General features: G+C 38.1%; 25 protein-coding genes. 9 read left to right on the forward strand and 16 right to left on the reverse strand.

The features are described from left to right. Nucleotides 1-3 precede the first annotated feature (3 nt). The 14 genes from GX311_06830 to GX311_06895 form a co-directional block, all read right to left on the reverse strand. Nucleotides 4-1,431 (reverse strand): DNA mismatch repair protein MutS, encoded by a 1,428-nt coding sequence (locus tag GX311_06830; GenBank protein ID NLK16092.1) that lies wholly within the window; start codon nt 1,429-1,431, stop codon nt 4-6. A 159-nt stretch (nt 1,432-1,590) separates the two neighbouring features. Beyond that, on the reverse strand, nt 1,591-2,406 hold the full coding sequence (locus GX311_06835) for a hypothetical protein (protein NLK16093.1): 816 nt from the start codon (nt 2,404-2,406) through the stop codon (nt 1,591-1,593). Between the two features lie 31 nt (nt 2,407-2,437). Beyond that, nucleotides 2,438-3,448, reverse strand: a complete 1,011-nt coding sequence (locus tag GX311_06840; protein ID NLK16094.1) for a hypothetical protein — start codon at nt 3,446-3,448, stop codon at nt 2,438-2,440. A gap of 78 nt (nt 3,449-3,526) precedes the next feature. Then, nucleotides 3,527-4,786, reverse strand: coding sequence for a lysine 2,3-aminomutase (ablA, locus tag GX311_06845; protein NLK16095.1), 1,260 nt, complete (start codon nt 4,784-4,786; stop codon nt 3,527-3,529). Between the two features lie 236 nt (nt 4,787-5,022). Beyond that, a complete protein-coding gene (locus tag GX311_06850) occupies nt 5,023-6,063 on the reverse strand; it encodes an L-erythro-3,5-diaminohexanoate dehydrogenase (protein ID NLK16096.1) in 1,041 nt (346 codons plus the stop codon). A 114-nt stretch (nt 6,064-6,177) separates the two neighbouring features. Further along, on the reverse strand, nt 6,178-7,005 hold the full coding sequence (locus GX311_06855) for a 3-keto-5-aminohexanoate cleavage protein (protein NLK16097.1): 828 nt from the start codon (nt 7,003-7,005) through the stop codon (nt 6,178-6,180). Between the two features lie 12 nt (nt 7,006-7,017). Beyond that, a complete protein-coding gene (locus GX311_06860) occupies nt 7,018-7,404 on the reverse strand; it encodes a 3-aminobutyryl-CoA ammonia lyase (protein NLK16098.1) in 387 nt (128 codons plus the stop codon). A gap of 8 nt (nt 7,405-7,412) precedes the next feature. Next, entirely contained in the window at nt 7,413-8,069 is a 657-nt protein-coding gene (locus GX311_06865; protein ID NLK16099.1) for a CoA transferase subunit A, read from the reverse strand. Nucleotides 8,070-8,090: 21 nt separating this feature from the next. Next, nucleotides 8,091-8,834, reverse strand: coding sequence for a 3-oxoacyl-ACP reductase FabG (fabG, locus tag GX311_06870; protein NLK16100.1), 744 nt, complete (start codon nt 8,832-8,834; stop codon nt 8,091-8,093). Between the two features lie 74 nt (nt 8,835-8,908). Continuing rightward, a complete protein-coding gene (locus GX311_06875) occupies nt 8,909-9,313 on the reverse strand; it encodes a MaoC family dehydratase (protein NLK16101.1) in 405 nt (134 codons plus the stop codon). Between the two features lie 27 nt (nt 9,314-9,340). Beyond that, complete coding sequence (locus GX311_06880; GenBank protein ID NLK16102.1) at nt 9,341-10,546, reverse strand: acetyl-CoA C-acetyltransferase; 1,206 nt, start codon at nt 10,544-10,546, stop codon at nt 9,341-9,343. Between the two features lie 7 nt (nt 10,547-10,553). After that, nucleotides 10,554-11,213: a 3-oxoacid CoA-transferase subunit B gene (locus GX311_06885; protein ID NLK16103.1), complete on the reverse strand. Its 660-nt coding sequence runs from the start codon at nt 11,211-11,213 to the stop codon at nt 10,554-10,556. 177 nt (nt 11,214-11,390) lie between these two features. Next, nucleotides 11,391-12,206, reverse strand: a complete 816-nt coding sequence (locus tag GX311_06890) for a purine-nucleoside phosphorylase (protein ID NLK16104.1) — start codon at nt 12,204-12,206, stop codon at nt 11,391-11,393. 69 nt (nt 12,207-12,275) lie between these two features. After that, on the reverse strand, nt 12,276-13,118 hold the full coding sequence (locus GX311_06895; GenBank protein NLK16105.1) for a phosphatase PAP2 family protein: 843 nt from the start codon (nt 13,116-13,118) through the stop codon (nt 12,276-12,278). A gap of 146 nt (nt 13,119-13,264) precedes the next feature. Between GX311_06895 and GX311_06900 the strand changes: the two genes are divergently transcribed. The 4 genes from GX311_06900 (at nt 13,265) to GX311_06915 (ending at nt 17,249) form a co-directional block, all read left to right on the forward strand. Continuing rightward, a complete protein-coding gene (locus GX311_06900; GenBank protein NLK16106.1) occupies nt 13,265-14,659 on the forward strand; it encodes a bifunctional UDP-3-O-[3-hydroxymyristoyl] N-acetylglucosamine deacetylase/3-hydroxyacyl-ACP dehydratase in 1,395 nt (464 codons plus the stop codon). Nucleotides 14,660-14,725: 66 nt separating this feature from the next. Next, complete coding sequence (gene lpxA / locus GX311_06905) at nt 14,726-15,508, forward strand: acyl-ACP--UDP-N-acetylglucosamine O-acyltransferase (protein NLK16107.1); 783 nt, start codon at nt 14,726-14,728, stop codon at nt 15,506-15,508. An 84-nt stretch (nt 15,509-15,592) separates the two neighbouring features. After that, the gene (locus GX311_06910) at nt 15,593-16,420 is read left to right on the forward strand and encodes a universal stress protein (protein ID NLK16108.1); all 828 of its coding nucleotides are present in this window, start codon (nt 15,593-15,595) and stop codon (nt 16,418-16,420) included. Between the two features lie 172 nt (nt 16,421-16,592). Further along, nucleotides 16,593-17,249 carry a Crp/Fnr family transcriptional regulator gene (locus tag GX311_06915; GenBank protein ID NLK16109.1) on the forward strand — a complete coding sequence of 219 codons (657 nt, stop codon included), beginning with the start codon at nt 16,593-16,595 and terminating at the stop codon, nt 17,247-17,249. Nucleotides 17,250-17,377: 128 nt separating this feature from the next. Here GX311_06915 and dnaG read toward each other — a convergent pair whose 3' ends face one another. Together dnaG and GX311_06925 are read right to left on the reverse strand one after the other, a co-directional pair. Then, nucleotides 17,378-19,348 (reverse strand): DNA primase, encoded by a 1,971-nt coding sequence (gene dnaG / locus GX311_06920; protein ID NLK16110.1) that lies wholly within the window; start codon nt 19,346-19,348, stop codon nt 17,378-17,380. A 49-nt stretch (nt 19,349-19,397) separates the two neighbouring features. Continuing rightward, complete coding sequence (locus GX311_06925) at nt 19,398-20,504, reverse strand: DNA polymerase III subunit delta (protein NLK16111.1); 1,107 nt, start codon at nt 20,502-20,504, stop codon at nt 19,398-19,400. 328 nt (nt 20,505-20,832) lie between these two features. Here GX311_06925 and GX311_06930 point away from each other — a divergent pair, with 328 nt between their 5' ends. The 5 genes from GX311_06930 to GX311_06950 all read left to right on the forward strand — a co-directional run bounded on the left by GX311_06930 (nt 20,833) and on the right by GX311_06950 (nt 26,997). Then, nucleotides 20,833-22,023 carry a phosphoglycerate kinase gene (locus GX311_06930; protein ID NLK16112.1) on the forward strand — a complete coding sequence of 397 codons (1,191 nt, stop codon included), beginning with the start codon at nt 20,833-20,835 and terminating at the stop codon, nt 22,021-22,023. Between the two features lie 154 nt (nt 22,024-22,177). Beyond that, nucleotides 22,178-23,929: an aspartate--tRNA ligase gene (gene aspS / locus GX311_06935; protein ID NLK16113.1), complete on the forward strand. Its 1,752-nt coding sequence runs from the start codon at nt 22,178-22,180 to the stop codon at nt 23,927-23,929. Nucleotides 23,930-24,123: 194 nt separating this feature from the next. After that, entirely contained in the window at nt 24,124-25,923 is a 1,800-nt protein-coding gene (locus GX311_06940; GenBank protein ID NLK16114.1) for a hypothetical protein, read from the forward strand. After that, complete coding sequence (locus GX311_06945) at nt 25,916-26,419, forward strand: hypothetical protein (protein NLK16115.1); 504 nt, start codon at nt 25,916-25,918, stop codon at nt 26,417-26,419. Before GX311_06940 ends, GX311_06945 begins: the two co-directional genes overlap by 8 nt. 56 nt (nt 26,420-26,475) lie before the next feature. Then, nucleotides 26,476-26,997, forward strand: coding sequence for a hypothetical protein (locus GX311_06950; protein ID NLK16116.1), 522 nt, complete (start codon nt 26,476-26,478; stop codon nt 26,995-26,997). Nucleotides 26,998-26,999 lie beyond the last annotated feature (2 nt).

The raw sequence follows: 26,999 nt of genomic DNA on the forward strand, positions 1-26,999 counted from the left end.
AACTTATTTATTATCAATCAATCGCGCCGCTTCGGAGATTATCTCACTGTCGAAGTCAAGGATTTGAGCAATCCTAAGTGCCTCGTGCGGGACATCAGTTTCGTTATCCTCTATCAGCGAGTAGTCGATAAAATCGCCAATATTTTGTAATGTAACTTGCGATTGATCACTATCTTCTACAAATCCTTTGACACGAAGTTTACGACACTGTGTACTCAATCCTCCATAGTGAGTTGTTATTACTGCTTTGACATTCAGCTGGTTGAAATAGTTTGCCACTGCACTTACAATCGCTCTGCCCTCGGTTGGATTGGTTGTCCTTGCAAGCTCATCAATTAACAAAAGCAATGGGCTCTGTTTTTTAGATATCTGTACCATTTCGTTTACGCACATCATCTCGGCGGCGTAAGAGGATAGCCCTGACAAAACGCTCTGATTATCGTGAAAGCTGTACATTATTTGGTTTACCAACACTATCTTGGCACTCTCGGCAGGCACGAAAAAGCCGAATTGACACATCGCTTGGCTTAACCCTAAAGTTTTCAACAATACGGTTTTACCTGCCATATTTGCTCCTGTAATCAAACACGAGCCGTTTAATAGCTCAATATCAATCGGTTGACAACGCTTGTTCTGTTTGTTTAAAGCATCTTTAAGCTCTGGGAAAAAGAGACCTTTGTATGATGTTACATCAGTAGCAATTTCAGGCTTAACAAACTTGTACTCAATCACCTGCTTTGCCTTAGCAATAAGTATATCAATATCTGCAACGGCAGCCAACGAGTCATTAAGCTGCGAGACGTGAGCAAACAACTGTTCAGAGAGTTCTGCTCTAATCTTATCCTCTAATTCAGTTATCTGGTTTCTTATATCGTTCGACTGTTGATAAAGCTCTGAGTCGCCTCCACTTATATCTCCAAGGCTCTCCAACAAAAACTCTACTTTAATTAGCTCCTTGCGCAGTGCTCCAAGGTTTGGGTCAAAGGCATTGCTAACATAAAACGATGGTGTTCTTGACTTTTCAGGGTCAAGAATCTCTATTACAGCGTTGAGGTTGGGTATTTTGGTATGTATAAAATCTATATCTGAAAAAAGCTCTTTGATTTCGGAAACTAAAAGCGCGAAGCTTTTTACCTCAAACAGCTCTATATCGTTGAGGGTTAAGCGTTTTTGAATGTTTTTTATAGTCCCTGCAATATCCCTAATTTGCGCAAGTTTGATTTCAGCTTTATCGAAAACGGATTTTTTATCTCCTTGCTTGTAAATATTTATCGTTTCGTCTATCTGGTTTAACTGATAGTCAACATCTTTTGCATTAACCATAAACTTCGTTGAAAGCAAAACACGCTGCCCGAGTTTCGATTTAATGTCGAGATTTTCAACAATATACCGAAGTCCGCTTATCTCCGAAAAAAGGTTTTTAATATTCATTATATTCAATTATTGAGCAATGAACCATTAAGACATTAAGAAACATTAAGTTTGGGCTAAAGCCCAAAACTTGTGTCAACCTACCAACCAACGACTTAAAAGTCGTTGCTATTGATAAAACAATCACCCTATTAATTGTTAATTGCACATTGTTCATTGTTAATTGTCTCTAAGGCATCGAACAGAAAACGCATAATGCGTAGGGCAGTAATTATGAGTTACTTCACTGTCATCAAAGTACACTCCACAACCGAACGAGCACATTTCATCAAACGCCGTCGTACTCCACCAACCATTATAGTATCCAAGCATAGTAAAGTCTCCATATCCATTATAGAGACCTCCCGGAATTGCAGTAAAACCTGTCTTGTTTGTTGCTCCTGTATTTGGCTCTTCCCAATGTTCCGTTCCTGCTTCTTTAAGTGGACCTCCTGCAACTGCCTCTCCACCAAGTAAATCGAGTAATTGTACCCACTCAGTATCGCTGGGGATATGCCAACCTGCCGGACATATACCTTGCACGCCACTGGGATTAGTATTACTACTTGTTGCACCATTCATAACTGCTGCCCAGTTATACAGCACACCATAGGTTATGTAATTCTCTGTTGCTTTTGCAGCTGCGATATCAGTACTATCATAACCGTAAACATAGTAACACGGTTCAGTATTTGAACTTGTATCAGGAACAACTATACTTGGTAAGTACTTTAGGTTCTCTGCCATCCAAATCTGCTCACCGATTCTCACCCATTTATATACTGTACTGTCGCGTGCATCGGTAAAAGTTCCTGTTTCTATACCTCCTACTTCGGGTCTATAAAAAATAATACTGTCAATATCGGCTACTTTGTATTCCCATATCACACTGCCATCTTTCATAATGAAAATGCTGTCGTTTTGCGCAAAAACTGTGTTTAACGACAAGCCGAAAATTGCTGTTAATAGACCAATTATTGAAATAAACTTTTTCATTGTTAATTGAGTTGAAAGTTATTTTTCATTGCTAATTGAGATTTTTTATATCATAAACAGGCAATTGCAATGCATCTTGCAACGCCGTTCTAAGTTCGTTCGAATTTAATTTATATCCTTGTGGCGATATTGGATTGATACAAACCGCCGCAAGATTTGTTTTTTGTACAACCTTTACTGTGCCTCCTCGTGTTATAAATAAATAAAACAGATTTGGAGTTGCAAATATCTTTGTAAAATCTTTAACTATCAACTCAATATCTGACAGGTTTTTCTGCATTCGCAAAAATTCAAAAAGATTGTTACTTGCTGCTCCCGCAACGTACAGTCGATTGCCATGGACAAATATAGTCTCTTTTGATTTTTCTAACACAAAAACCGATTTTATATTCAAATCGTGTATTTCTCCCGCATCATCAATCGCGTGAATGCCCTCGTCAATCATATCTAATTTATCTTTCAACGGTTGCTCTACTTCGGGCAAGGCAATCAAATCAACCACATACTTTGTTTTCCTTACAAGCTTTGGAATATTTGCTGAAAGAGCTGCACCTGTAGCAAGAACCATTCCTTCAGTAACAGCCGGCGATGCCAAACTTAGACGTGATAACGCGCCATCGACAATTGTCAAATCTATCCCGTATTTATCCATTTCAGATATTAGATCTTTAAGTGTATGAGTATCAGGCGGTCCTGAAAGCAGAACTTTATCAGCTGATATTGCTCTTGCTATCACTAATCTGCCCAACGATGTGCGGATATTGCTTACATCTAATATTTCTGAAGTGATACGTCTTTGTAAATAGTGTTTTTCGGCAGAAATGAAAATCGTGCCTTTCCCTATTTTAATTTCTGGTTTAGGTGTATTGGTAACGATATCTTTACTTTCACCATCAATGCCTATTGATGTTAAAGCAATTCTCTTTTCCGAGTCTTTCAATCTGCCCAAAATATAATTAAGACATTCGGTTTTGCCTGTATTTTTCTCAAGCCCGACAATCGAAAGACTTTTAAAAGTTGCGATATCGTTAATAAACGGCATATTTATTTTATTAAAAAACGAAACGCATTACCCAAAAACAATTTACGATTTTGAGAGTAATGCGTTCCAGTGTAAAAGTTATTTACTCAGACCTCTTGATTTTCGAGCTAGTTTCTCTGGTTCAATGGATATGTTGTTGCCATGCATCAAGCCTGCAACACCATCTTCTTTTGATGCTCCCTTGGTATCGTAACACTTACAAGTGCTACTATATTCTGTAGGCTCTGTGTAAGAGGCTATTACTCCCTCAAAGTTTCGGAGAACAACTTTTCCTGGCGCTTGCGAAATCAAATATTGCGGCATAACCGGAATCTTTCCTCCACCGCCCGGAGCGTCAACAACGAATGTTGGCACAGCAAAGCCCGAGGTATGACCACGCAAACTCTCAATAATCTCGATACCTTTAGAAACAGGTGTTCTAAAATGTTCTAGACCCATCGACAAGTCGCACTGATAAATATAATATGGTCTTACTCTGATTTTTACCAAATCATGGACAAGCTGTTTCATAACAGTTGTACAATCATTCACCCCTCGCAACAGAACTGATTGATTTCCAAGTGGAACACCTGCATCTGCTAAGCGTTCACATGCCAAGGCACTTTCGGGTGTTACTTCGTTAGAGTGATTAAAGTGAGTATTTAACCAAACAGGGTGGTGTTTTTTAAGCATATTTACCAAATCCTCTGTAATACGTTGTGGCAGCACAACAGGTGTACGGGTTCCGATACGAATAATCTCGACATGCGGAATTTCTCGCAAACGTTTGATAATGTTTTCAAGTCGTTTGTCGGAAACCAACAGAGCATCTCCACCTGAGAGAAGTACGTCACGCACTTCTGGGTGTTTTGCAATATACTCTATTCCTTTATCGACATTATCCTGCGATGTCTCGGCATCTTTTTGTCCTGCAAAACGTCTGCGAGTACAGTGTCTGCAATACATTGAACACATGTCTGTTATCAAAAACAGAACTCTGTCGGGATAGCGGTGTGTTAATCCCGGAACCGGCGAGTCTTCATCCTCATGTAATGGGTCTAACAAATCAGCCGGTGATTGATATGTTTCTTGAATAGAAGGGATTGCCTGTTTTCGCACGGGACAATTTGGATTGTCTTTATCAATAAGCGAAAGATAGTACGGCGTGATTGCCATACGTAGGGTTTGCAATGATTTGCGAACTCCCTCCTCCTCTTCTTTTGTTAAGTTGATGTATTTTTTTAGCTCATCAAGCGTCTCGATGCGGTTGCGAACTTGCCATTTCCAATCGTTCCATTCGTTATCCGGAACATTTGGGAACAGCTCCTTACGCCTACTTTTGTTTTCTATCTTGACCATGATAAATTATTTAGTTAAAAGTTTTTATCAATTAACAATTAGCAATGTGTAATGAACAATAAACCATTAAGAAATTAAGAAACATTAAGATTGGGCTAAAGCCCAAAACACGTGTGTAAACACACGAACCAACGACTTAAAAGTCGTTGCTATTGATAAATAACATCCCAATTAATTCATAATTCGTAACTCGTAATTGCTCATTGTTAATTGTTAATTGTTGATTGTTCATTGATTTAAGCATATAGCTCATTAAAAATATTTCGTATTACTTCGCTTTCGCGCAATATCTGTAATGTTATCTCTGCGTGACCTTTGGTATATCCGTTGCCAACAATCATTGTAACATCGCTACCTACGCCCTCTGCTCCCAATGCAGCTTTGGTAAAGCTTGTAGCCATTGAGAAAAAGTAAACAATACCTGTATCTTTTGTACAAAGAATGCTTGTCATTTCGGTGTCGGGGATATTTACGTTGTTAATTGTAACGTCTGCCATTTGTCCGTTGGTAAGCTCTTCCATTTTTTCAAGAATAGGCACCGGCATAGTTGCGTCAGCAGCAAAAACGTGGTCGCAAATGTTAAGGCTTAGAAGTCTGTCGGTACTTCTTTGACTGTGAGTCATACCAATAACTTTACCTGTAACGCCAACGCGTTTTTTAGCTTCATAGCAGCACAACATTCCAGATTTTCCACCTGCACCTATTATAAGCACAGTATCACCGGGTTTGCAAAGTTTAGCTGTTTGTGCCGGAGCACCTGCAACGTCAAGTGCAGAAAGAGCAAGCTTTTCGGGTAAATCGGAAGGTATTTTTGCATAGATACCACTTTCAAACAGAATAGCTTTACCGTCAATGTCCACTTGGTCAACATCGGGGCGAATCTCTTTGATTTTATCAATACGAAGCGGTGTAAGCGATAGTGAAACTAAAGTTGCAATTTTATCGCCAACTTTAAGGTCTGTTTTGCCTTTTAGAGCATCGCCAATTTTTTCGACTGTGCCCAAAAGCATTCCACCCGAACCTGTCCAAGGATTACGATGTTTTCCTTGTTTGTCAACAATTTCGTGCATTATTTCGGCTATTTTCTTGTGGTCATTGTTTGCACGAGCTTTAATGTCAGTAAACGATGCCGAATCTATGTTTAATGTTTGTACGTCGATGAGAATTTCGTTGTCGTAAATCTCATCCATATTGTTATCGATTTTGTTTGCTGGTTGCGGTAGAACTCCTTTGGGTTCAATTACTCTGTGAATACCGTATTTGTTTCCTTTTTTCATTATATGATATATTATTGTGTTGTTATAATCAAATAAAACTCACATGTTAGTTCTTTTTGTTGTGTACAAATTGAGGCTTACACGTGAGTTTTATTCTGTTAAATTGTTTTTATTTTATCTTTTTTTTAATCCCAATATTTCTCGTGCTTCAGCCGATGTTGCAATTGGTCTTCCCAGCTCTTTTGCTATTCTGACAACTCTTGAAACCAGTTCGCCGTTTGATTTAGCTAAAACGCCTCTATCTAAATAAAGATTGTCCTCAAATCCCACTCTTACGTGTCCGCCCATAGCAATTGCGTGTGCTGCCAATGGAAACTCGTGACGACCTACGCCTGTAGCGCACCATGTTGAACCTGTTGGAATTGCATTTACCATCCAAGCCAAGTTATTGATACTTGCGCTTGCACAGCCCGGAACACCAAGGACAAAATTAAAATGCAATGGAGCACCTGGTGCTTCACCTTTTCTTACCAAATGTAGGATTGTTTCCAAATGTCCCATTTCAAAACATTCGTATTCCGGTTTAATTCCATTTTCTATCATTCGTTTTCCGAAAGCTCGCATCATTGGAATTGTGTTTTCAAACACCTCATCACCAAAGTTACAAGTTCCGCAATCGAGAGTAGCCATTTCAATTGGCAACTCAGTTGGTTGCAGACGTGCTTCGGCTGACATTCCTACTGCACCACCTGTGGAAGGAATAAGTATCACTTCAGGACACTCTTTTAAAATAGCGTCAATATTTTCTTTAAAACGAGCTTTATCTTGTGTTGGAGTTCCGTCGTCATGACGAACATGTAGGTGTACAATTGCAGCACCAGCATCAACAGCTGACTTTGCTTCTCTAACAATCTCTTTAACCGTATAAGGTACAGCAGGGTTCATCTCTTTGGTGACTTCAGCACCACAAATTGCTGCTGTTATAATTAATTTATTACTCATAATCAAATAGTTTTATTTACGTTGGCAATTTTTTGGTACAACACATGTACCACTTGCACGACAAACAACAATAGGTTCATCTAAAAAATCTGCTGCCGAAGCAGAAATATCTGTGCGTGGAACAATAACTTTACGCGCTTCGAATGTCATTTTCCGTGATGAGTTTCCCTCACTTGTTATCTCTCCAGTGGCTTCTATAAAATCGCCGGCATGAACAGGAGCTAAAAACTCTACCTTGTCGTATGCAACAAAAAGACCTTCATCGCCATCGCGTCTGATTAATAGTTCGGTTGCTACATCACCAAATAGTTGTAGCATTTTTGCGCCGTCAACCAAACCTCCACCATAGTGAGCATCTTGCGAGCTCATTCTTACTCTGATAATTGCCTTGTTCTTCATAATATATTTTATTTAATTTGTTTAACAATGTAATCCACAAATATTGACTGTGTTCTAACGCTTTCAGGAGCTATCTCACCAATCTCAACAATCTCTTCTGCCTCAGCAATTACAATGTCGGCTGCTGTAGCCATTATTGGATTAAAGTTTTGTGATGAGCCTTTATAAAGCAAGTTTCCAATTTTATCAGAAACATTAGCACCTAACAATGCCACGTCTGCTCGCAGCGGTTTTTCTAATAGGTAATCGCGACCATCAACATTGATTTTGGTCTTATTTTCTTCAACAACAGTACCTATTCCAATCGGAGTAAGAACACCACCTAAACCTGCTCCAGCACACCTGATACGCTCAACCAATGTTCCTTGTGGATTAAACTCAATTTCTATCTCTTTGTTGTTATATTGCTCAATGGTACTTGGATTTGTTCCAATATGCGATGCGATAACTTTTTTAACTTGCTTGTTTGCAATCAAAAGTCCCACACCTTTGTCCGGGAATGCGGTATCATTACAAATAATTGTAAGATTTTTCACTTTGCGTTCTACTAATTTATCAATAATGCTCACCGGACTTCCAACTGCCATAAAGCCACCAAACATGACTGTCATGCCATCTTTTACCATTGCGGCAGCTTCATCGACTGAAATAATTTTTTTACTCATAATAGATATTCTAAACAATTTTTAAATGGTCATTCCTCCATCAACGCTTAATACAGCTCCGTTGATATATGCAGCCTCATCGGAAGCAAGGAAAAGATACGCTGATGCAATCTCTTCCGGCAAGCCTAACCGTCCCGATGGAACTTTAGCTTTCATTCCGTCCAATACATTTTCTGGCATTTTAGCAACCATTTCAGTTGCTATAAATCCCGGTGCAACAGCATTAACTGTAACTCCTTTACGTCCTAGCTCACGCGCCCATGTTTTGGTCATACCAATAAGTCCCGATTTTGCTGCAACGTAGTTTGTTTGTCCGAAATTACCGTACAATGCCACTACCGATGAAGCATTTAAAATTCGACCATAGTTTTTTTCGACCATATAGTCTGAAATAATTTTGGTACAATAGAAAACACCTGAAAGGTTAACATCAATAACTTGTTGCCAAAGTTCGGGGGTCATTTTTTTGAGAGAGCTATCGCGTGTAATACCTGCGTTATTGATTAAAATATCAATTTTACCGTGCTTCTCAACTACTGCTTTAGCTGCTTTTTCAATCTCGGAAAAGTTTGCGGTATTTACTTTTGCAAATTCTGCTTTCTGCCCTTTGCTGTTAAGCTTGGCTGATAATTCCTTGCCACGCGCTTCATCTAAATCCCAAATTATTGTTATTGCACCTTCGGCAGCAAACCTTGTTGCTGTGGCTGCACCTATACCTGCTGCTCCTCCTGTTATTATAGCTACTTTATTTTCTAATCTTTTCATTTGTCTGTAATTTTTTCAGTTTAATTAAAACTCGGATATTCTCAACAAAAAATCAGTTTCATTGCTAATTTGGATTACACAAATTGTGCATCATTTTTTAGCTTAGCTACGCCAACAATACAAGGCTTTTCTTCGGCATCAACCAAAGAACAGCTAATTGTACCGATATGTTTTTCAGTATTCACTTCAGTTACTTCAAAACGTGCCTCATATTGAACTCCTACTAAAACCGGAGCAGTAAATTTCATCTCTTGTGAAAGATAAATTGTCCCTTCACCCGGGAAAAGTGTGCCGAACACTTTAGAAAACACTGCGCCTGAAAGAAATCCATGTACAATAGGTTTTTTGAACATTGTTTTTGCAGCATAATCTTTATCTAAGTGGATTGGATTGAAATCTCCTGTAACTTCAGCAAATTTCACAACATCATCCTGCGTAAAGCTAATTTTATGTGAATATTTATCTCCTTGCTTAATCATAACTTTTGTATTTAATCTATTGTGTAACTAAACATTTTTTAAAATAACTGCTGTTCCCATACCACCGCCAATACACAGAGATGCCAAGCCATATTTTTTATTGCTTCGCTTCATTTCATATATTAAGCTAACTGTAATTCTATTGCCTGATGCTCCAATTGGGTGTCCTAAAGCAATTGCTCCACCATTGACGTTACATACTTTGTCGAACCAGTCACGTGTAACGTTATGATCTTTACAAAGTTGTGTAATAACTCCAAGTGATTGTGCTGCAAAAGCTTCGTTGAGTTCCACCACCTCCATATCGGTAAGCTTCATATTAGCTTTTTTCAGTACGTTAGCAATAGCTGGAACTGGTCCCATTCCCATAATTGCCGGATCGACTGCTCCTTGTCCTGTTGCAACAATTTCAACAAGTGGAGTTAATTTATACTTCGACACAGCCTCTTCGGACGCTACAAGCACAAACGATGCTCCATCATTAAGTCCTGAAGCGTTGCCAGCGGTAACAGTACCATCTTTTTTGAATGCTGGACGTAATTTTCCTAATTTTTCAAGATTTGTTGTTCGATTAACATGTTCGTCAGTATCGAAAACGATTGTCTCTTTTCGGGTGACAACTTCAACCGGAACTATCTCTCCTTTAAAGCGTCCTGCATCTATTGCAGCAATAGCTTTTTGTTGCGAAGCGAAGGCAAATTCGTCTTGCGCCTCACGTGAAAGATTATACTTTTCTGCTATATTTTCTGCTGTAATTCCCATATGATAACCTTGGAAAGCATCTGTAAGTCCGTCTGTGACCATGTGGTCTAAAACTGTAATATCGCCCATTTTTTGACCATTTCTAACAGCTGCAGGTATAACAAATCCTGCGTCTGACATCGATTCTGTTCCTCCTGCCAAAATAAGATTTGCGTCTCCTGCTTTTATACTTGCTACGGCGTTAATAATTGATTTCATGCCGCTTCCGCAAATCATATTTATTCCATAAGCGGGAACTTCTTGTGGTATTCCAGCTTTGATAGATGCTTGACGTGCAATCCCTTGTTTTTGTCCTGCCATGAGAATATTTCCCACGACAACCTCATCGATTACGGCTGGGTCAATTTTTGTCTCCTTGATGATGTCCTTGATTACAACCGCTGCAAGATCTGCTGCTGATACGTTTGCTACTGTTCCGAGAAATCTGCCAACTGCTGTTCGTTTGGCAGCTACTATAAATACTTTGCTCATAATAATATTATTGTTGTATGGTTTTTAAATCTTTTGAAATAATTAATTTAGCTTCAGTGGCTGCCTGAACTTCCTCAACAGTGAACTTAGGATTAATTTCTACCAGCATTATTCCTTCAGGAGTGATTATTTTAACACCCATCTCGGTAATTATCATATTTACCCGTCCGACTGCTGTCAAAGGCAATGTACATTTTTTCATAATTTTATGTCTTCCCTTAGCAGTATGTTCCATTGCTAATATTACTTTCTTTGCGCCCATAAGTAAATCCATTGCACCACCCATTCCGGGAGTAAGTTTACCGGGAATCATCCAGTTGGCTAAGTCGCCTTTTTCGTCAACTTGTAAAGCTCCGAGTATGGTTACATCAACATGTCCCCCTCGTATAATTCCAAAAGAGGTTGCGCTGTCGAAGCATGATGCACCTCTTTCAAGAGTTACATGTCCACCTCCGGCATTCGTCAAGTTTTTATCCTCTTTACCAGGTTCTGGGGAGGCTCCCACTCCTATAAGACCGTTCTCACTTTGCAAAATCACGTTAACTCCTTCCGGTATATAATCAGGTACCATGGTTGGTAATCCAATGCCTAAATTTACCAAATAACCGTCTTTTAGCTCAAGCGCTGCACGGCGAGCAATCACCTCACGTATTTGATCTTTATCCATAATAAAACGTATATATTGTTATAGTTAAATTACTTTGTAATGAGTTTTTTATTAAAGCCCTACAAATATAGTGTTAATTTTTGGTAATTTTTAAAGAAAACAGATGTTTTTAGAAACAACCCTCCCAGGTCAATATTTTGAGATAAAATTTAACATTTTATCTCGAAAAACAAAATTCTACATCCTGTTTATAAGCCCAGTAATTATTTTTGTCATGTACGGCTCAACAGAACCTGCCACATCTTGAACTTCATCGTGGGTAGTCCCTTTTTCAGCATCTGTGGGTTTATCAGTATTTGCAATAACCGACATACCAAAAACCTCAATTCCCATATGAGTTGCCACAATAACCTCTGGTACTGTTGACATTCCTGTAGCATCGGCTCCCCAAATGCGAAACATGTTGTACTCCGAAGCTGTTTCTAATGTGGGACCTGACGAGCCAATATAAACCCCTTGTTGAACAAGTATTGAGTTCTCTTTTGCGATTTCGAGTGCAAGTTTTATCAATCTTTGCGAATATGGTTTACTCATATCTGGGAATCGCGGTCCTAGGTGATCATAGTTTTTACCTCGCAAAGGATTTTCAGGAAAAAAATTGATATGATCTTTTATTATCATAATGTCGCCAGCCTTAAAATCTCGGTTTAATCCGCCTGCGGCATTCGACACAATAAGGGTCTTGATACCTAAAAATTTCATTACTCGAATAGGAAATGTTACCTGATGCATGTTGTATCCCTCGTAGTAGTGGAAACGACCTTGCATTGCAAGCACCTGTTTATTTCCCAACTTTCCAATAACCAATTGACCGCTATGTCCTTCTACAGTTGATATAGGAAAATTTGGAATATCGGTGTACGGGATTTTCACCTCTGCATCAATTTTATTTCCGAGGTTTCCCAGTCCACTTCCTAGAATTATTCCCACTTCGGGAAGATTTTTGATTTTTGATTTGATAAAATCTGCTGTTTCAATAAATTTCTGTGTCATAATTTTCAGTTCTTGTTTTCTGTAAAAATAGGGATTTATAAAAAAGCAACCTAAAAAATAGTGCCTTTTCTAAAATTTTACGATTAGCCCCATCTCTTTATTAGAAAAAAATGGGACAACCGTATATTTTCCCTCTGACTTGTGGTATCTGTTCACAACTTTTCTTGCCACTAGATGTGAAATCCCTGCTGCAAAAACAACGTCTGACATCCAATGGTCACCGGCGATAATTCTCGAAACGCTTATTGAACCTGCGAACAGGTATAATACCGGAGGAACCCAAGAAACATCCTTATACTCTAAAGCAAAAACTGTCGCAACCGAGAAAAGCGCAGTTGTATGACCCGAATAAAAAGAACGTTTATGATTCTCCTGCCAATTTGGTCCATACCACATATCGTTGTTGGTAGAATAATCTGGTCGCAATCGACCGCTTAAATGCTTGGTTACATAGCATAATGTCATTGAAATTATAAAAGAGTGCGCTGACAAATACGTTGTTCTACTTAGTTGACTATTTTTCGATATCAACCCTGCCGCTCCCAATCCTAAAACAGTTGATCCTACAAAAACAGGATTGCCAAATTCGCTCACTGTTTTTCCGAATCTCTTTCCTGATTCAGAAATATTATCATCTATAAAGTCTTTGCAAATTTCATCTATAAAAAAATATGAAAACGATGCTGACCCAAATAACAAAATAGTATTGTATATTTTGGTGTTATCCCATTTTTGAAAAGGACTTGTAACCACGTCTATTCCCGTTTTAAAAGTTTCGACAATAGATATGTCTGTGAACTTAAAAACAGAGCTTTCTGTTTGATCAACCGAAACAGTATCAATTTGCTGTTGTGCCACACCTCTTATGGAAAACAGCAAAACCACTACGACAACTACAGCTCTGACTATCAATTTAATAAAAATATTAGTTGAACAAAAAACATTCTTCAACAAAGTTAGCTGATTAATTGATATTTACCACGTTTTAAAGGAAGCAACATTGTTTTTCAAATACAATAATTATCTTTGTAGGATTAAAGCAAAACTTTTTAAAAACTATGACAAAAAAACAAATTACTCTTAAACAGTCTTTTACAATAGAAGGCATTGGTCTTCACACAGGTTCCACAAACAAAGTTACGGTACATCCAGCACCTGAAAATTATGGATACAAATTTGTATTAACCAACGTAGAAGGAGAGCCTGAGATTCCTGCTTTAGCTGAATTTGTAGCAACCTCTGAACGTTGTACAACCCTGCAAAGAAATGACCACAAAATTATGACAATGGAGCATCTTTTGGCTGCCCTATATGGCATGCAGGTTGACAATGCAAGGATTGAAGTAGATGGTAACGAAGTGCCAATCTTAGATGGCAGTGCATTACCTTGGGTAAATGCAATAAAAAAAGCAGGATTGGTTGAGCAAGAGTTGGATAAAGAGTATTATGCCATAAATGAAACTGTAACTTACTCTGTTCCTGAAAAAGGGATTGAAATAAAGATAGAGCCTGCCGATGATTTTACGATTGACGTAATGATTGACTATAATAGTAAAGTTCTTGGCAATCAATACGCTCGATTAACCGATATAAATAAATTTGAAACCGAAATAGCACCTTGCCGTACATTTGTATTCTTTCACGAATTAGAGGCTCTGTTCAAAAATAACCTGATAAAAGGTGGAGACTGGGACAATGCGATTGTTATTGTCGAACATCCGGTAACAAAAGAACAGGTTCAGCATCTTGCCAAATTATTCAATAAACCGGCAATAGAGGTTAAACCTGAGGGAATTTTGAACAATTTAGAGCTACGTTTCCACAACGAACCAGCAAGACACAAACTTCTAGACGTTATTGGAGATTTAGCACTTTGCGGAATGCCGTTAAAAGGCAGGGTTACGGCTGTTTGCCCGGGACATATGAGCAATACAGAACTTGCAAAAATCTTGCGTAAAAAAATCAGAGATTTAAGGAACAATCCACTTCCTCCAAAATACGATCCATTAGCTGAACCGATTTATGATATCAACAGGATAAAAGAGACATTACCACATCGTCCTCCATTCTTACTTGTTGACAAGATAATGGAAATAAGTGATACTCACGTTATTGGAATTAAAAATGTGACTATGAACGAACCATTCTTTGTTGGTCACTTCCCAGACGAGCCAGTTATGCCTGGAGTGTTGCAAATCGAAGCTATGGCGCAAACCGGTGGGATTTTAGCGCTCAGTACCGTTCCCGATCCGGAAAATTATGCGACTTATTTTCTAAAAATTGACGGAGTCAAGTTCAAGAAAAAAGTGGTGCCTGGTGATGTTTTAGTATTTGAATTACGATTAGCCGAACCTATAAGAAGGGGAATAGTAATAATGTCGGGACGTACTTTTGTTGGTAATACTATGGTATCAGAGGCATTTATGACTGCACAAATTGTAAAAGTAAAATAATTATCATAAAAAACATTCATAGTATTTGAATTTTTATTAATTTGCACACGATTAAATCAAGGACATATGATCAGCAATTTAGCCTGTGTACATAAGGAAGCAAAAATTGGGTCTAATGTAAAAATAGATCCTTTCGCATATATTGATGCAGATGTTGTAATTGGCGATAACTGTTGGATTGGACCTCATGCAACTGTTTTTAGTGGTTCAAGAATAGGAAATAATTGCAAAGTGTTTCCGGGAGCTGTTGTCGGAGCTATTCCTCAAGATTTAAAATTCGCAGGAGAATATACCACAGTAGAAATAGGAGATAACACAACTCTTAGAGAAGCTGTTACAGTAAACAGAGGTACTGCAGCAAAAGGCAAAACCGTTATAGGAAACAATGTTCTACTTATGGCATGCGCACACGTTGGACACGATTGTATAATAGGCAACAATGTTGTAGTTGCAAATTCCTCTCTTTTTGGAGGCGAAGTTATTGTAGACGATTTTGCAATTATTGGAGGAGCATCTGCTATTCATCAATTTGTTCATATAGGAGCACATTCAATTCTTGCAGGAGGTTCATTAGTTGGCAAAGATATTCCTCCATACGTAAAGGCTGCTCGTTTGCCTATTTCGTATTGTGGAGTAAACTCTATTGGACTGCGCAGACGCAATTTTAGCAATGAAACCATTCAAGAAATACAAGATATTTACAGAATATTATTCATGAGAGGGTTAAATTACTCAGACGCAGTAGAATATATAGAAACTGAATTAGCCGCATCTAAAGAACGTGACGAAATAATTATGTTTGTAAGAAACTCGAAACGTGGCATAATGAAAGGATATACTGGTCAATAATAACAAATTATAAGTCAAAAACATCTTGTATCATAACATAAATTTCTTATATTTGGCTCAAGACAAACCAAAAAACCACATAATATGCTGAACGGAAAAAATATAGCTGTCACCTGGGATTTCACAGAAATGTCCGAATATGCTGCGGCACACGCCGTTAAATTGGCTAAACACTTAAATTGTAATGTGCTGCTATTACATATTGTAAAAAGAGAGTCGGAACGTGCTGATGCTGAGCAGAGATTACAAGAAGCAGCAGAAAAAATTAACCAAAATTACAACATCATGCCACTTACCCAGATTGTAGTTGGCGATATATTTAGAAGTATCGGACAATTTACCTCTGACAGCAAAAATGATATTAACATGGTGGTAATGGGAACTCATGGTATGAGAGGCATGCAAAAAATAACTGGCAGCTGGGCTTTGAAAGTTATCGCCAGCTCAACAGTCCCATTTATTGTAGTGCAAGACATGCCTTCAGAAAAGAAACTTACCGACATTGTGTTTCCAGTAGACTTTAGAGCAGAAAACAAAGAAAAGCTAGTTTGGGCTATAAACCTCGCTCAATATTTTACTTTAAAAATTCACATATTTAAAGAACTTGTTGAGGATCAGCTACATTTGAAAAAGATAAACTCAAACTTACTATTTGCAGATAAGTTTTTGTCAAAGTATGGCATTGAATATGAAATACATACTGCAAAATCGAAAGGTAATTTTGAAACACAGTTGGTTGATTTTGCAATAGATATTAACGCCGATTTAATCTTAGTGATGACGACTAAAAACATTGGCTTTACCGACTACGTTTTTGGAGCAAGTGAGCAATCCATAATTGCCAACAACGCTAAAGTGCCTATTTTATGTGTTAATCCACGAAAAGATCTTGCAGGCTCAAGTTCCTGGTAAATATTTGAAACACAACTAATAATTTGTTGTCTTGTGTCCGAAATAGAGAATTAATAAACTCCATTTCGGACATTTTATTTATATTTGTAAGCCATACTAATTTCTCCACACTAGCCGTACTATGATAAAACAGAAACCAAAGATCCCTTCGTGCAATGAATGTGTTTCTGACATGAGTAGTCTATTCAGACATCTCACCAACGAGCAGTTAGAGACACTTAATTATGATAAAAGTTGTCAGTTTTACCATCGTGGCGATTATGTGTTTCACGAAGGAAATAGGGCAACAGGTTGTTACTGTATATATTCTGGAGTTGTCAAATTATACAAAACCGGAATTGAAGGGAAAAAACAGATAATAATTTTAGCAAAAAAAGGAGATATTATTGGTTATCGTTCAGTTATAGCAGCAGAACCATTTTGCACAACCGCACAAGTTCACGAAGATGCTTCACTCTGTTTTATTCCTTCTGACGTTATTCACAAGCTTATACAACAAAATCATGCTTTTAGCCTTGCAATGCTAAAATTGGTATGCAAAGAGCTTGGAGAGGCAAACAACATAATTACAGATATTGCACAGAAAACTGTTAAAGAGAGATTGGCAGAGGCACTTTTAGTACTTCAATCTTCGTTCGGAAATGACACAGATGGTTTTTTACGCATTACGCTTACACGCGAAGAGTTATCGAATATTGTTGGGACTGCAACAGAGTCGGTAATAAGACAACTGTCTGATTTCAAGAGCGATAGACTTATTGAACTTTGTGGTAGAAAAATAAAACTACTAAATATTAAGCAATTAGAGCGTTACGCTAATATGCCATAAGCAATTAGCAATGAACAATGTGCAATTAACAATTAATCAATTGATTATCATCAATTGCCACGACTTTTAAGTCGTGGAACAGATTGACACATGTTTATGGGATTTAGCCCAAGTTTAAAGATACCGCCTTAGAATATTGAACGTGAGCCATATTCTGATGATAGTTGCTTTTTAATCTGATTTATTCTGTTCAGTTTATCAAAAACTATTGCAAGCTCCTCTTCTTGAATATTGGGGTCTTTTAATTTTTTAGACAATTCCTTTTGTAATCGTTTAAGTCTTCGCCACTTATACTCGTTTGTGATTTTGTGAATTGCTTTTGCAAGCTGTAGCTCTTCGGCAACTGGATTTATTGTGTCTCGCTCCCATATTTTTGAAAGAGTGTGTCCGGGTGCTAGTATTTCAGAGGCTTTTATTGAAATCTCTATTTCTGGATTATGGGTAAAGTAGTATCGCGAGAGTGGCACATTCTTCTTTAACGAATCGCTATAAATGGAGAAAATTTTTGCTAAAGTACTGTCGAGCGGCACCATATCGTCACGTTCAAGCTCTTCAACAATAAACTCAGCTACAGTAATATAGGTCTGGCTTTTCGACTCAATATCAGATTCAACTGTAAAAACATCACGCTCGCCATATTCGAGCATAAAACGAATTAATTCAATTTCTGTTACGGCAATCTCATTGTATACGGAGCTGGTTTTTCCCATTTTTCCAACATCAGATGTTTCTGCTGAAACAGCCTCATCGGGTTTTATTTGACTTTCGCTCTGAGCCTTAAGAAATTCCTTTTGGTCGCGCTTTTTTATGATTTTATTCGTAGCACTGTGTAAAACATCTTCGGAAATATCCAACATACGGCTACACTCCTGAATATAAACACTACGCGTAATCATATTTGGAATACACGATATTGATTGCACTATATCATTGACCATCGACGCTTTTTTAATAGGATCGCCTTTGGCATCATCAAGCATCAACTTAACTTTAAAGCGGATAAAGTCGGTTTCATTCTTGTTTATGTAATCAACAAACGCACTTGCGCTGTTTTTGCGCGCAAACGAGTCAGGGTCTTCTCCATCGGGCAAAAGACACACTTTAACGTTTAACCCTTCGGTAAGAATCATGTCAATACCGCGCAACGAAGCCTTAATCCCTGCACTATCGCCATCGTAAAGGACTGTCAGATTTTGCGTAAAACGTCTAATAAGGCGTATCTGTTCGGTAGTTAACGATGTTCCTGACGAGGCTACTACGTTTTCTACTCCACACTGGTGCATACTTAAAACATCGGTATATCCCTCGACAAGAAAACAGGAGTCGTTTTGAGTTATCGCTCTGCGGGACTGGTAGATACCATACAGTACTTTACTTTTTTGATATAAAACTGTTTCAGGCGAATTTAAATATTTGGCTATGTTGCTCTCCTTTTGCATAGTACGCCCACCAAAGCCAATTGTTTGCCCCGTTATTCCCTGAATGGGAAATATTACTCTGTCATAAAAGCGGTCGTAAAGGGTACCATTTCTCTCAATCGACATACCACTTTCAGTTAAAACATCAGCTTTAAATCCCTTTTTTAGTGCGGCTTGCGAAAAGGCTCTACGATCTGATGGGCTGTATCCCAACTGAAAACGCTCTATAATAACGTCCGTAAATCCGCGTTCGCGAAAATAACTAAATCCTATATTTTGCCCCTCTTGAGTTTTGTGCAACTGCTCTTTAAACCAATCGTTTGCAAAGCTTATCAACACTTGTTGGGCTTCACGTTTGTTTTTTTGGATAATCTGCTCGGGATCGGGTTCGGTCTCCTCAATCTCGATATGATATTTTTTTGCCAAAAACTTCAGTGCCTCGACATAAGTCATGTTTTCGTGCTCCATAACAAAACCCACAACATTTCCCGACTTCCCACAACCAAAACATTTAAAGATACTCTTCGCGGGCGATACAGTAAAAGATGGTGTGCGTTCATTGTGAAAAGGACAACTGCCAAGATAGTTCGCCCCACGTTTTTTCAACGAAACAAACTCGCCAATGACCTCAACTATATCGGCACGCTCATAGATTCTATCAATGGTAAGTCTATCAATCATTTACTGTAGATTTTAACGCAAACGGTAAATTTACATTACTATGGAAAACTTATAACATTTTCTTTAATTGCAACGACACATCAAACAGCGCTAACTGCGGATAAACATTTCGTTCTATATGGTAAATTGCATCGTTTAACAACTTATAAATTGCTCTTGCTTGTTGAAAATTTATATCGAGCTTTACTGCACTTGTTGCACTGTCAGACAGGATTTTATTATCAGACGGTGCTACTGTTTCTATGATATTACGTCTGATATTGTGCGTAATATAGCTAAGAAACTCAATGTAAGAATTCATACCTCTGTCCAATTGTGTATTTATAAAATCCCAAATCTCTACAGTTTGCTCATTCTTACTTAGTTGTATAAACTTATTAAAGTTTTCGATATTTTGCTGAAGCTCATCGACTTTGTCGAACAGTTCGATTGAACGCGCCAAATCGCCCTCAGCGAAAAATGCCAAGTCTGTGGCTTTTGCGCTGTCTATTTGATAGTTAGCTGATAAATAGTTGGCTACTTCGGCTACATCAATCGGAGGGATATTTACGATTTGCGTACGGCTAAGAATCGTTTGCAGCAGTTGTTCCGGCTGTGCTGCGATTAAAAAGAAGTATGTATTTTGTGGTGGCTCTTCTAAAATCTTCAAAATCTTGTTAGCAGTTACGTCGTTCATTTTTTCAGCCATCCAGATTATCATTATTTTGTGATAACCCTCGAAGCTTTTCATGCTTAGCTTGCGATTTATCAGATCGCTTTCGTCTTTATAAATAGTTCCTTTGCTGTTCTCGGTGGCGATTTCGCGTATCCAATCGTTGCTTGTGGCATAGGGCGTTGCTAACAGAAATTTGCGCCATTCTACTAAATAACTGTCAGATACAGGATCTTTGCCTTTTTTATTTACAACAGGAAAAATAAAATGAACGTCGGGGTGCACAAGTTTGTCAAACTTCTTGCACGAAGGGCACTCACCGCAAGCATCTTCTTCGGAACGCTCGCGACACATAATGTAACGCGACATCGCCAAAGTTATCGGCAAACATCCATGCCCCTCTTTCCCTGCGAGTAGCGTTGCATGCCCCAATCGTCCGTTTGTAAACGAGTTTCGAAGCTTTTGTACAATATCCTGCTGACCAACTATTTCCTTAAAAAACATCTGTTTTATTTTTATGCAACAAAGTTAATCTTTTCTTACAGTTTTTAAATATCAAACGCTCGACTTTTACCTTTCTCCTTGTTCCTTTAACCTTTTTACAATAATCAATTCATTAACTCCTCAAATTACACTATCTTTGAGGTTTGATAAATTAATAATTTTAAAGAGAGGGTTATATTCCCTGAAATTATTTAATTTTATATCGGAAATTGATTCTCATACCGATTGGACAGCTACTATAGTCCAAACTTCACTATCGTTCGTTTGAACTATGTATCTGTAACATCGGCATTTACAAATGTTATTATAAACCAAAAAACTTAACATAATGTACGCAATTGATAATTACAACTTTAAAGGGAAAACTGCCATTGTCAGAGTCGATTTTAATGTTCCCATTGATTCTGCCGGCGTAATAACTGACAGCACCAGAATAAAAGCTGCTTTGCCAACAATAAACAAAATCCTGGCAGACGGCGGAGCGGTGGTGCTTATGTCTCATCTCGGACGACCCAAAGGCAACCCCGAAGCAAAATATTCGCTAAAACCTGTCGCCGAATACTTGCAAACTTTGGTTAAAAACAGAGTTAATTTTATTGACGACTGTATCGGAGAAAAAGTGTTGACAGCTAAAACAAAACTTAACCCGGGCGAAATTTTAGTTTTAGAAAACCTACGTTTTTACAAAGACGAAGAGGCTGGTAATCCGACATTTGCACGCGATTTAGCATCGGGAATGGACGTTTACGTTAACGACGCTTTCGGCACGGCACACCGTGCACACGCAAGCACAAGCGTTATTGCAGACTTTTTCAAATCGGACAAGATGTTCGGTTATCTGATGGAAAATGAGCTTAATGCAATGGACAAAGTACTCCATTCGGCTGAGAAACCATCGGTAGCGATTATTGGTGGAGCTAAAGTCAGTAGCAAAATTGAGATTATGGAAAACCTGCTTTCGAGAGTCGATGCTTTGATAATCGGTGGCGGAATGGCTTACACATTTCTTAAAGCTCAGGGCAAAAACGTTGGCAAATCATTGGTTGAGGACGACCATATAGATACAGCTAAATCCATTTTAGAAACAGCCAAAAGCAAAGGCGTACAGATACTTTTGCCTGTCGATAGCCTTAACGCTGATGAGTTTAAAAATGAGGCTGTTATAAAAATCACGTCAACTGACAATATCCCTGCAAATATGATGGGATTGGATATAGGACCTAAATCTATTGAGCTGTTCAGCAATTTAATTCAAAAATCAAAAACTATTCTCTGGAATGGACCAATGGGCGTTTTTGAAATGGATAATTTCGCCAAAGGAACGATAGAGATTGCGAAAAGCATTGCCAAAGCAACCTCGGCAGGCTCGTATAGCCTTGTGGGTGGCGGCGATAGCGTTGCAGCTGTAAACAAATTCAACCTGTCTGATAAAATAAGCTACGTGTCAACAGGTGGCGGTGCCATGCTTGAGTATATGGAGGGCAAAGTTTTACCGGGTGTTGCTGCAATACGAAAATAGATATCTGAAAATAAAACTATTAGAAAAATAGTACATTTAGCGTGTTAGTTTGTTCAGGATTGTGAGCAATTTAACACGCTTCTTGATTGTATATTCCATTATAAAAGATAATTTTGCACGTTCAAAAAAACAAAACGACTAAACTTAAAACGAGATGTACAGAACACATACTTGCGGAGAACTTAGAATAGACAATATAAACAACAACGTTATCCTTGCCGGCTGGATACAGCGAATTAGGAATCTTGGTTCCATGACCTTTATTGATCTTCGTGACAGATACGGCATTACGCAAATCATAGTTGACCAAAACTCGTCTGATGACGTAAAAAAGCAGTTAGACGTTCTTGGGCGCGAATTTGTAGTACAGATACATGGAACGGTTTCGGAACGCTCCTCTAAAAACCCGAAAATAGCAACCGGCGATATCGAGGTGATTTGCAAGAAAATAGTGGTTTTAAACAGCTCGGCTACACCGCCGTTTACCATTGAGGAGGAGAGCGATGGCGGAGACGAGTTGCGAATGAAATATCGTTATCTCGATTTAAGACGTGCGCCACTGCAACGCAACATTTTGTTACGTCATAAAATGGCGCAGGTGGTTCGTAACTATCTAAGTGACATTGGTTTTATTGAGATAGAGACACCTGTTCTGATAAAATCAACTCCAGAAGGGGCGCGCGACTTTGTTGTACCGTCGAGAATGAACCCTACACAGTTTTACGCATTGCCACAATCGCCACAACAGCTAAAACAGCTGCTGATGATTGCTGGCTATGACCGTTATTTTCAGATAGTTAAGTGCTTCCGCGATGAAGACTTACGAGCCGACCGTCAACCCGAATTTACACAGATTGACTGCGAAATGGCTTTCGTAGAGCAACATGATGTGTTGGAAACTTTCGAGGGCATGACACGACACTTGTTCCGCGAAATATTGAACGTTGATACAGAGGAATTTCCCCGTATGCCCTACAGCGAGGCTATTGAAAAATATGGAAGCGACAAGCCAGATATCCGTTTTGGAATGACACTGAACGATATAACAGAATTGGCGCAGGGCAAAGAGTTTGTTGTATTCAATTCGGCAGAGTCGGTAATAGCAATATGCGTTGAAAACTGCGCCGACTACACAAGAAAGCAACTCGACGAGCTTACCGAATTTGTTAAACGTCAACAAATTGGAGCAAAGGGCATGGTTTACGTGAAGTACAATTCAGACGGCACTTTAAAATCATCGGTTGACAAGTTCTACACCGAATCGGATTTAAAATCGTGGGCTGAGGCTTGCAACGCAAAACCGGGCGACCTGCTCTTGATTTTGTCGGGAGAACGCAGTAAAACGCCGATACAGATGGGCGCTTTACGTCTCGAAATGGGCAACCGTTTGGGATTGATGGACAAACACAACTTTAAACCGCTTTGGGTTGTCGATTTTCCACTGTTAGAGTGGGACGATGAGACAAACAGGTATCATGCTATGCATCACCCATTTACATCTCCAAAGCCCGAAGATATTCCACTTTTGGAACAGGATCCGGGCAAAGTTCGCGCAAACGCATACGACTTAGTAATAAACGGTGTCGAGATTGGTGGCGGTTCTGTTCGGATTTTTGACAGTAGCTTGCAGGCAAAAATGTTTTCCGTATTAGGTTTTACACCCGAACAGGCTGAAAATCAATTTGGTTTCTTAATGAATGCCTTTAAATATGGTGCACCTCCACACGCAGGGATTGCCTTTGGATTTGACCGTTTAGTAAGTCTCTTTGCAGGATTAGACTCGATACGCGATGTTATTGCTTTCCCCAAAAACAACTCTGGTCGTGACGTAATGATGGACGCACCCTCAGAAATAAGCGAGGAGCAACTTAAAGAGTTGTTTATCTTGATTCACAAAAAACAGTAGATGCACAGTACTTTCTGATGGTTAGTGTATCGCTTTTATATTATTAAAAATATTAACTAAATACATTGTTTAATTCTAAAGACTATTAAAAAATGAAGTACTTAAAATTATTTTTGCATTGCCTGATCTTTTCGGGACTTTTCACTTTTTATTCTTGTAAAAAAGAAGAATTTAAAACTACAAACAGTGACAATGTGCAACATCTTAAATCGTCCGCTTCTTTTAGTCGGGAGACGAGAACGGCCCAACCTACCATTTTGGGCAGACAAAAGGAAAATCCTTTCTCGGTTGAAAATATGAGAATTGCATTAGACACACTAATTGCTTACGCAAAAACTTCTGATTCCATTGGAATAAATCCAGAATTAGCAAGACAAGTAAGAATCATACCAACAGACTTATATGTCCGTTTTTTGCCAGCTGACAGTACTCAGTATAACAAATTGATTGCAGATACAAACCTTGTTTTGTTTGATATTCCACTTGACTATGAAATAAAGCAATTGGGCGATTACTATCACGATCCAAGTTCGACAACACCGTATACATGGTATTATACTACAGTAAAGCCAGGGTATAGACCACCAGCAGGAATTAATTATGAACTACTTTCAGAATTATTTATTATTGAAAATAGTCCTGACTATACAGAAGAAATTATCGAAGGTACTACTGAAATTCCGAGAGGTTCAAGTGGCGGATCTGTTATAGACCAAAATATTTGTAACGCCCTGTATGCTATCTCTTTTACCTTAACCGGAAATGAAGATGAATTATCACAGGACACAGAGCCGACCCCAAGAGCAACTACCACCAATTGCACAAAAAAATGCATCGGGAAAAGCTGGTGGAAAGTGTGTTGGACAGTTTGCGATACCTACTATAATCCTGACGGTTATATTAAGGTGGAAACCCCATCCGGCGATGTTGGTTTCAAGGGTGTAAAAGTTCGTATGTGGAGATGGTTTTCTTACGCAGATGCAATCACAAACTCGAGTGGCTACTATTATTGTACAGCACGCTTCAATAAAATTTTAGTTGGTAATAGCATTAACTATAAACTTATTTATGAATGCAAAAGAGACAATAACAGTTGGACATTTAACAAATCAATTGCCGGAGCAGCATGTCTATGGCGTGACTCTTATGGCTTGGGATTCCATAGTCCTGACGGACACTCCATGACATTCTGTACAAACAGCGACTACTGGGGACGCGCAGTTTTAAGCAATGCTATTTACGATTATATAGGTTATGCTGTAGTAGATGGGATTGCTTTACCTCCTGCACATTTGGATATAGCAGACAAACAGTCAAATAAACTTACATCTTCTGCACCACTGCTAAAAAACCATGTAAACTGGAGTTTGGTTTACGCATACCCAAATTTTTGGGGCGTTGTTGGTACAATAGTTGGTTACGCTAGTTTTGTTACTTATGGTTGGGCTCTACCAGATTTAATTTTACGTTACACAAAAGATATAATTAAGTACAATAAAATTATATCAATCGTTTGGCACGAGTTAACGCATGCCAGCCAACTTCAAAGAATGAAAAGCGAAAAAGGTTATTTATGGGCTTCTGATTATTGGAGTGCTAATGTTTATCAACAAGCAAGCAATGCTTTAAACAGTCCTGATGAAAATTCTTATGGCAATAAAGGTGATGAGCGTTGGCAAATAATTGCTTTATCTGAAGGGTGGGCTAATTATAGAGAGTGGAAATTAGCTAAAGATAAATTAGGATGGAATGCCATTACTGAACAGTATTGGCATGAAACACCATGGTATCCGTCTTACTATACTGACTTTAATTTAGGATTTCCACATTGTTATATGAAAGTGTTTGAATCTCTCGAAAACATAGGATGTTCATATAGCAATATTGAGAAAGCCCTATGCACATACTCAGTAAGTGGTTTTAAAAATATTTTAAAAGGGTACTACCCTAATCTATCAAATCAAATTCAAAACATTATACAACCTTATGAATAAGCATTTAATTATCATTGCTCTATGTTGCGGAATTGTTTCGGGCTGCATAAAAGGAAAGTATCATTATTTTACAGAAGTCCTCACGTTAAGAAATGAAACACCTAATAATATTTGTTTCTATTTTGAAAGCACATTCGGTTCAGACACACTTTTTGCAAAAGGTATAGATACTGTATCATACAGCCATACTGAGGAAATATATGTTGAATCTCACATAGCTGGAAGTACACCACATTACATACCTATTCACTTAATAACATTGTACGAATTGTATAATATAACTGACACTTTAAGTTATGTTTTAAAGATAGGCGGAGAATCTATATGTTCTTCCCTTGATTCAGTTTTTTTAAATCATATTATGTTTTCTAAAACAATAAATGGAACACATAGGGTGAAAGAACATATCATAAAATACGATTCATATATTGATACCGTAATGTCGAAAGACTATTCAATGCTTGAAAAGTTTCCAGAATATTATTCAAAGAAATAACCAAAAAACTCTCTCTATCAAACATATGGTTGAGAGAGTTTTTATAATATTGTTTTATGAATAAATACTTAATTATCACTGTTTTATGCTGCGGAATTGTTTCAGGTTGCACGAAAAAGAGAGAGGCTTCTGTAATATTGAAATATACAGTTATTAATGAATCTCAAAAGTTGATTATTTTTTCTGCAACCACCGACGTTGGCTATAAAGAAGTAGAAATAAAGAACAATAGTGTTGGAGAAATAGAATTTATTAAAAAAGAAAAATTAAAAGATGATGGAGGTTGGACTATCTACGGAGGCAATGGTGATCCTATACACGCAATGGTGGATATAAATTTGAAAATTAGCTGTATATATAACATTTTTGACACATCTCGCTATTGTTTTGAACCACATCAACAACAATATGAACCTATAGACTCAATGTTCCTGAATGGAACAGATTCTAAAATTTCAGGCACTGCTTGGAACGTAATTGAACATATTAATATAACGATACAAAACAATCTGTTAGACATTATGTGTAAAGACTATTCAATGCTTGAAAAGTTTCCAGAATATTATTCAAAAAAATAACT

It is taken from the genome of Bacteroidales bacterium (genome assembly GCA_012519055.1).
GTDB lineage: Bacteria > Bacteroidota > Bacteroidia > Bacteroidales > Salinivirgaceae > JAAYQU01.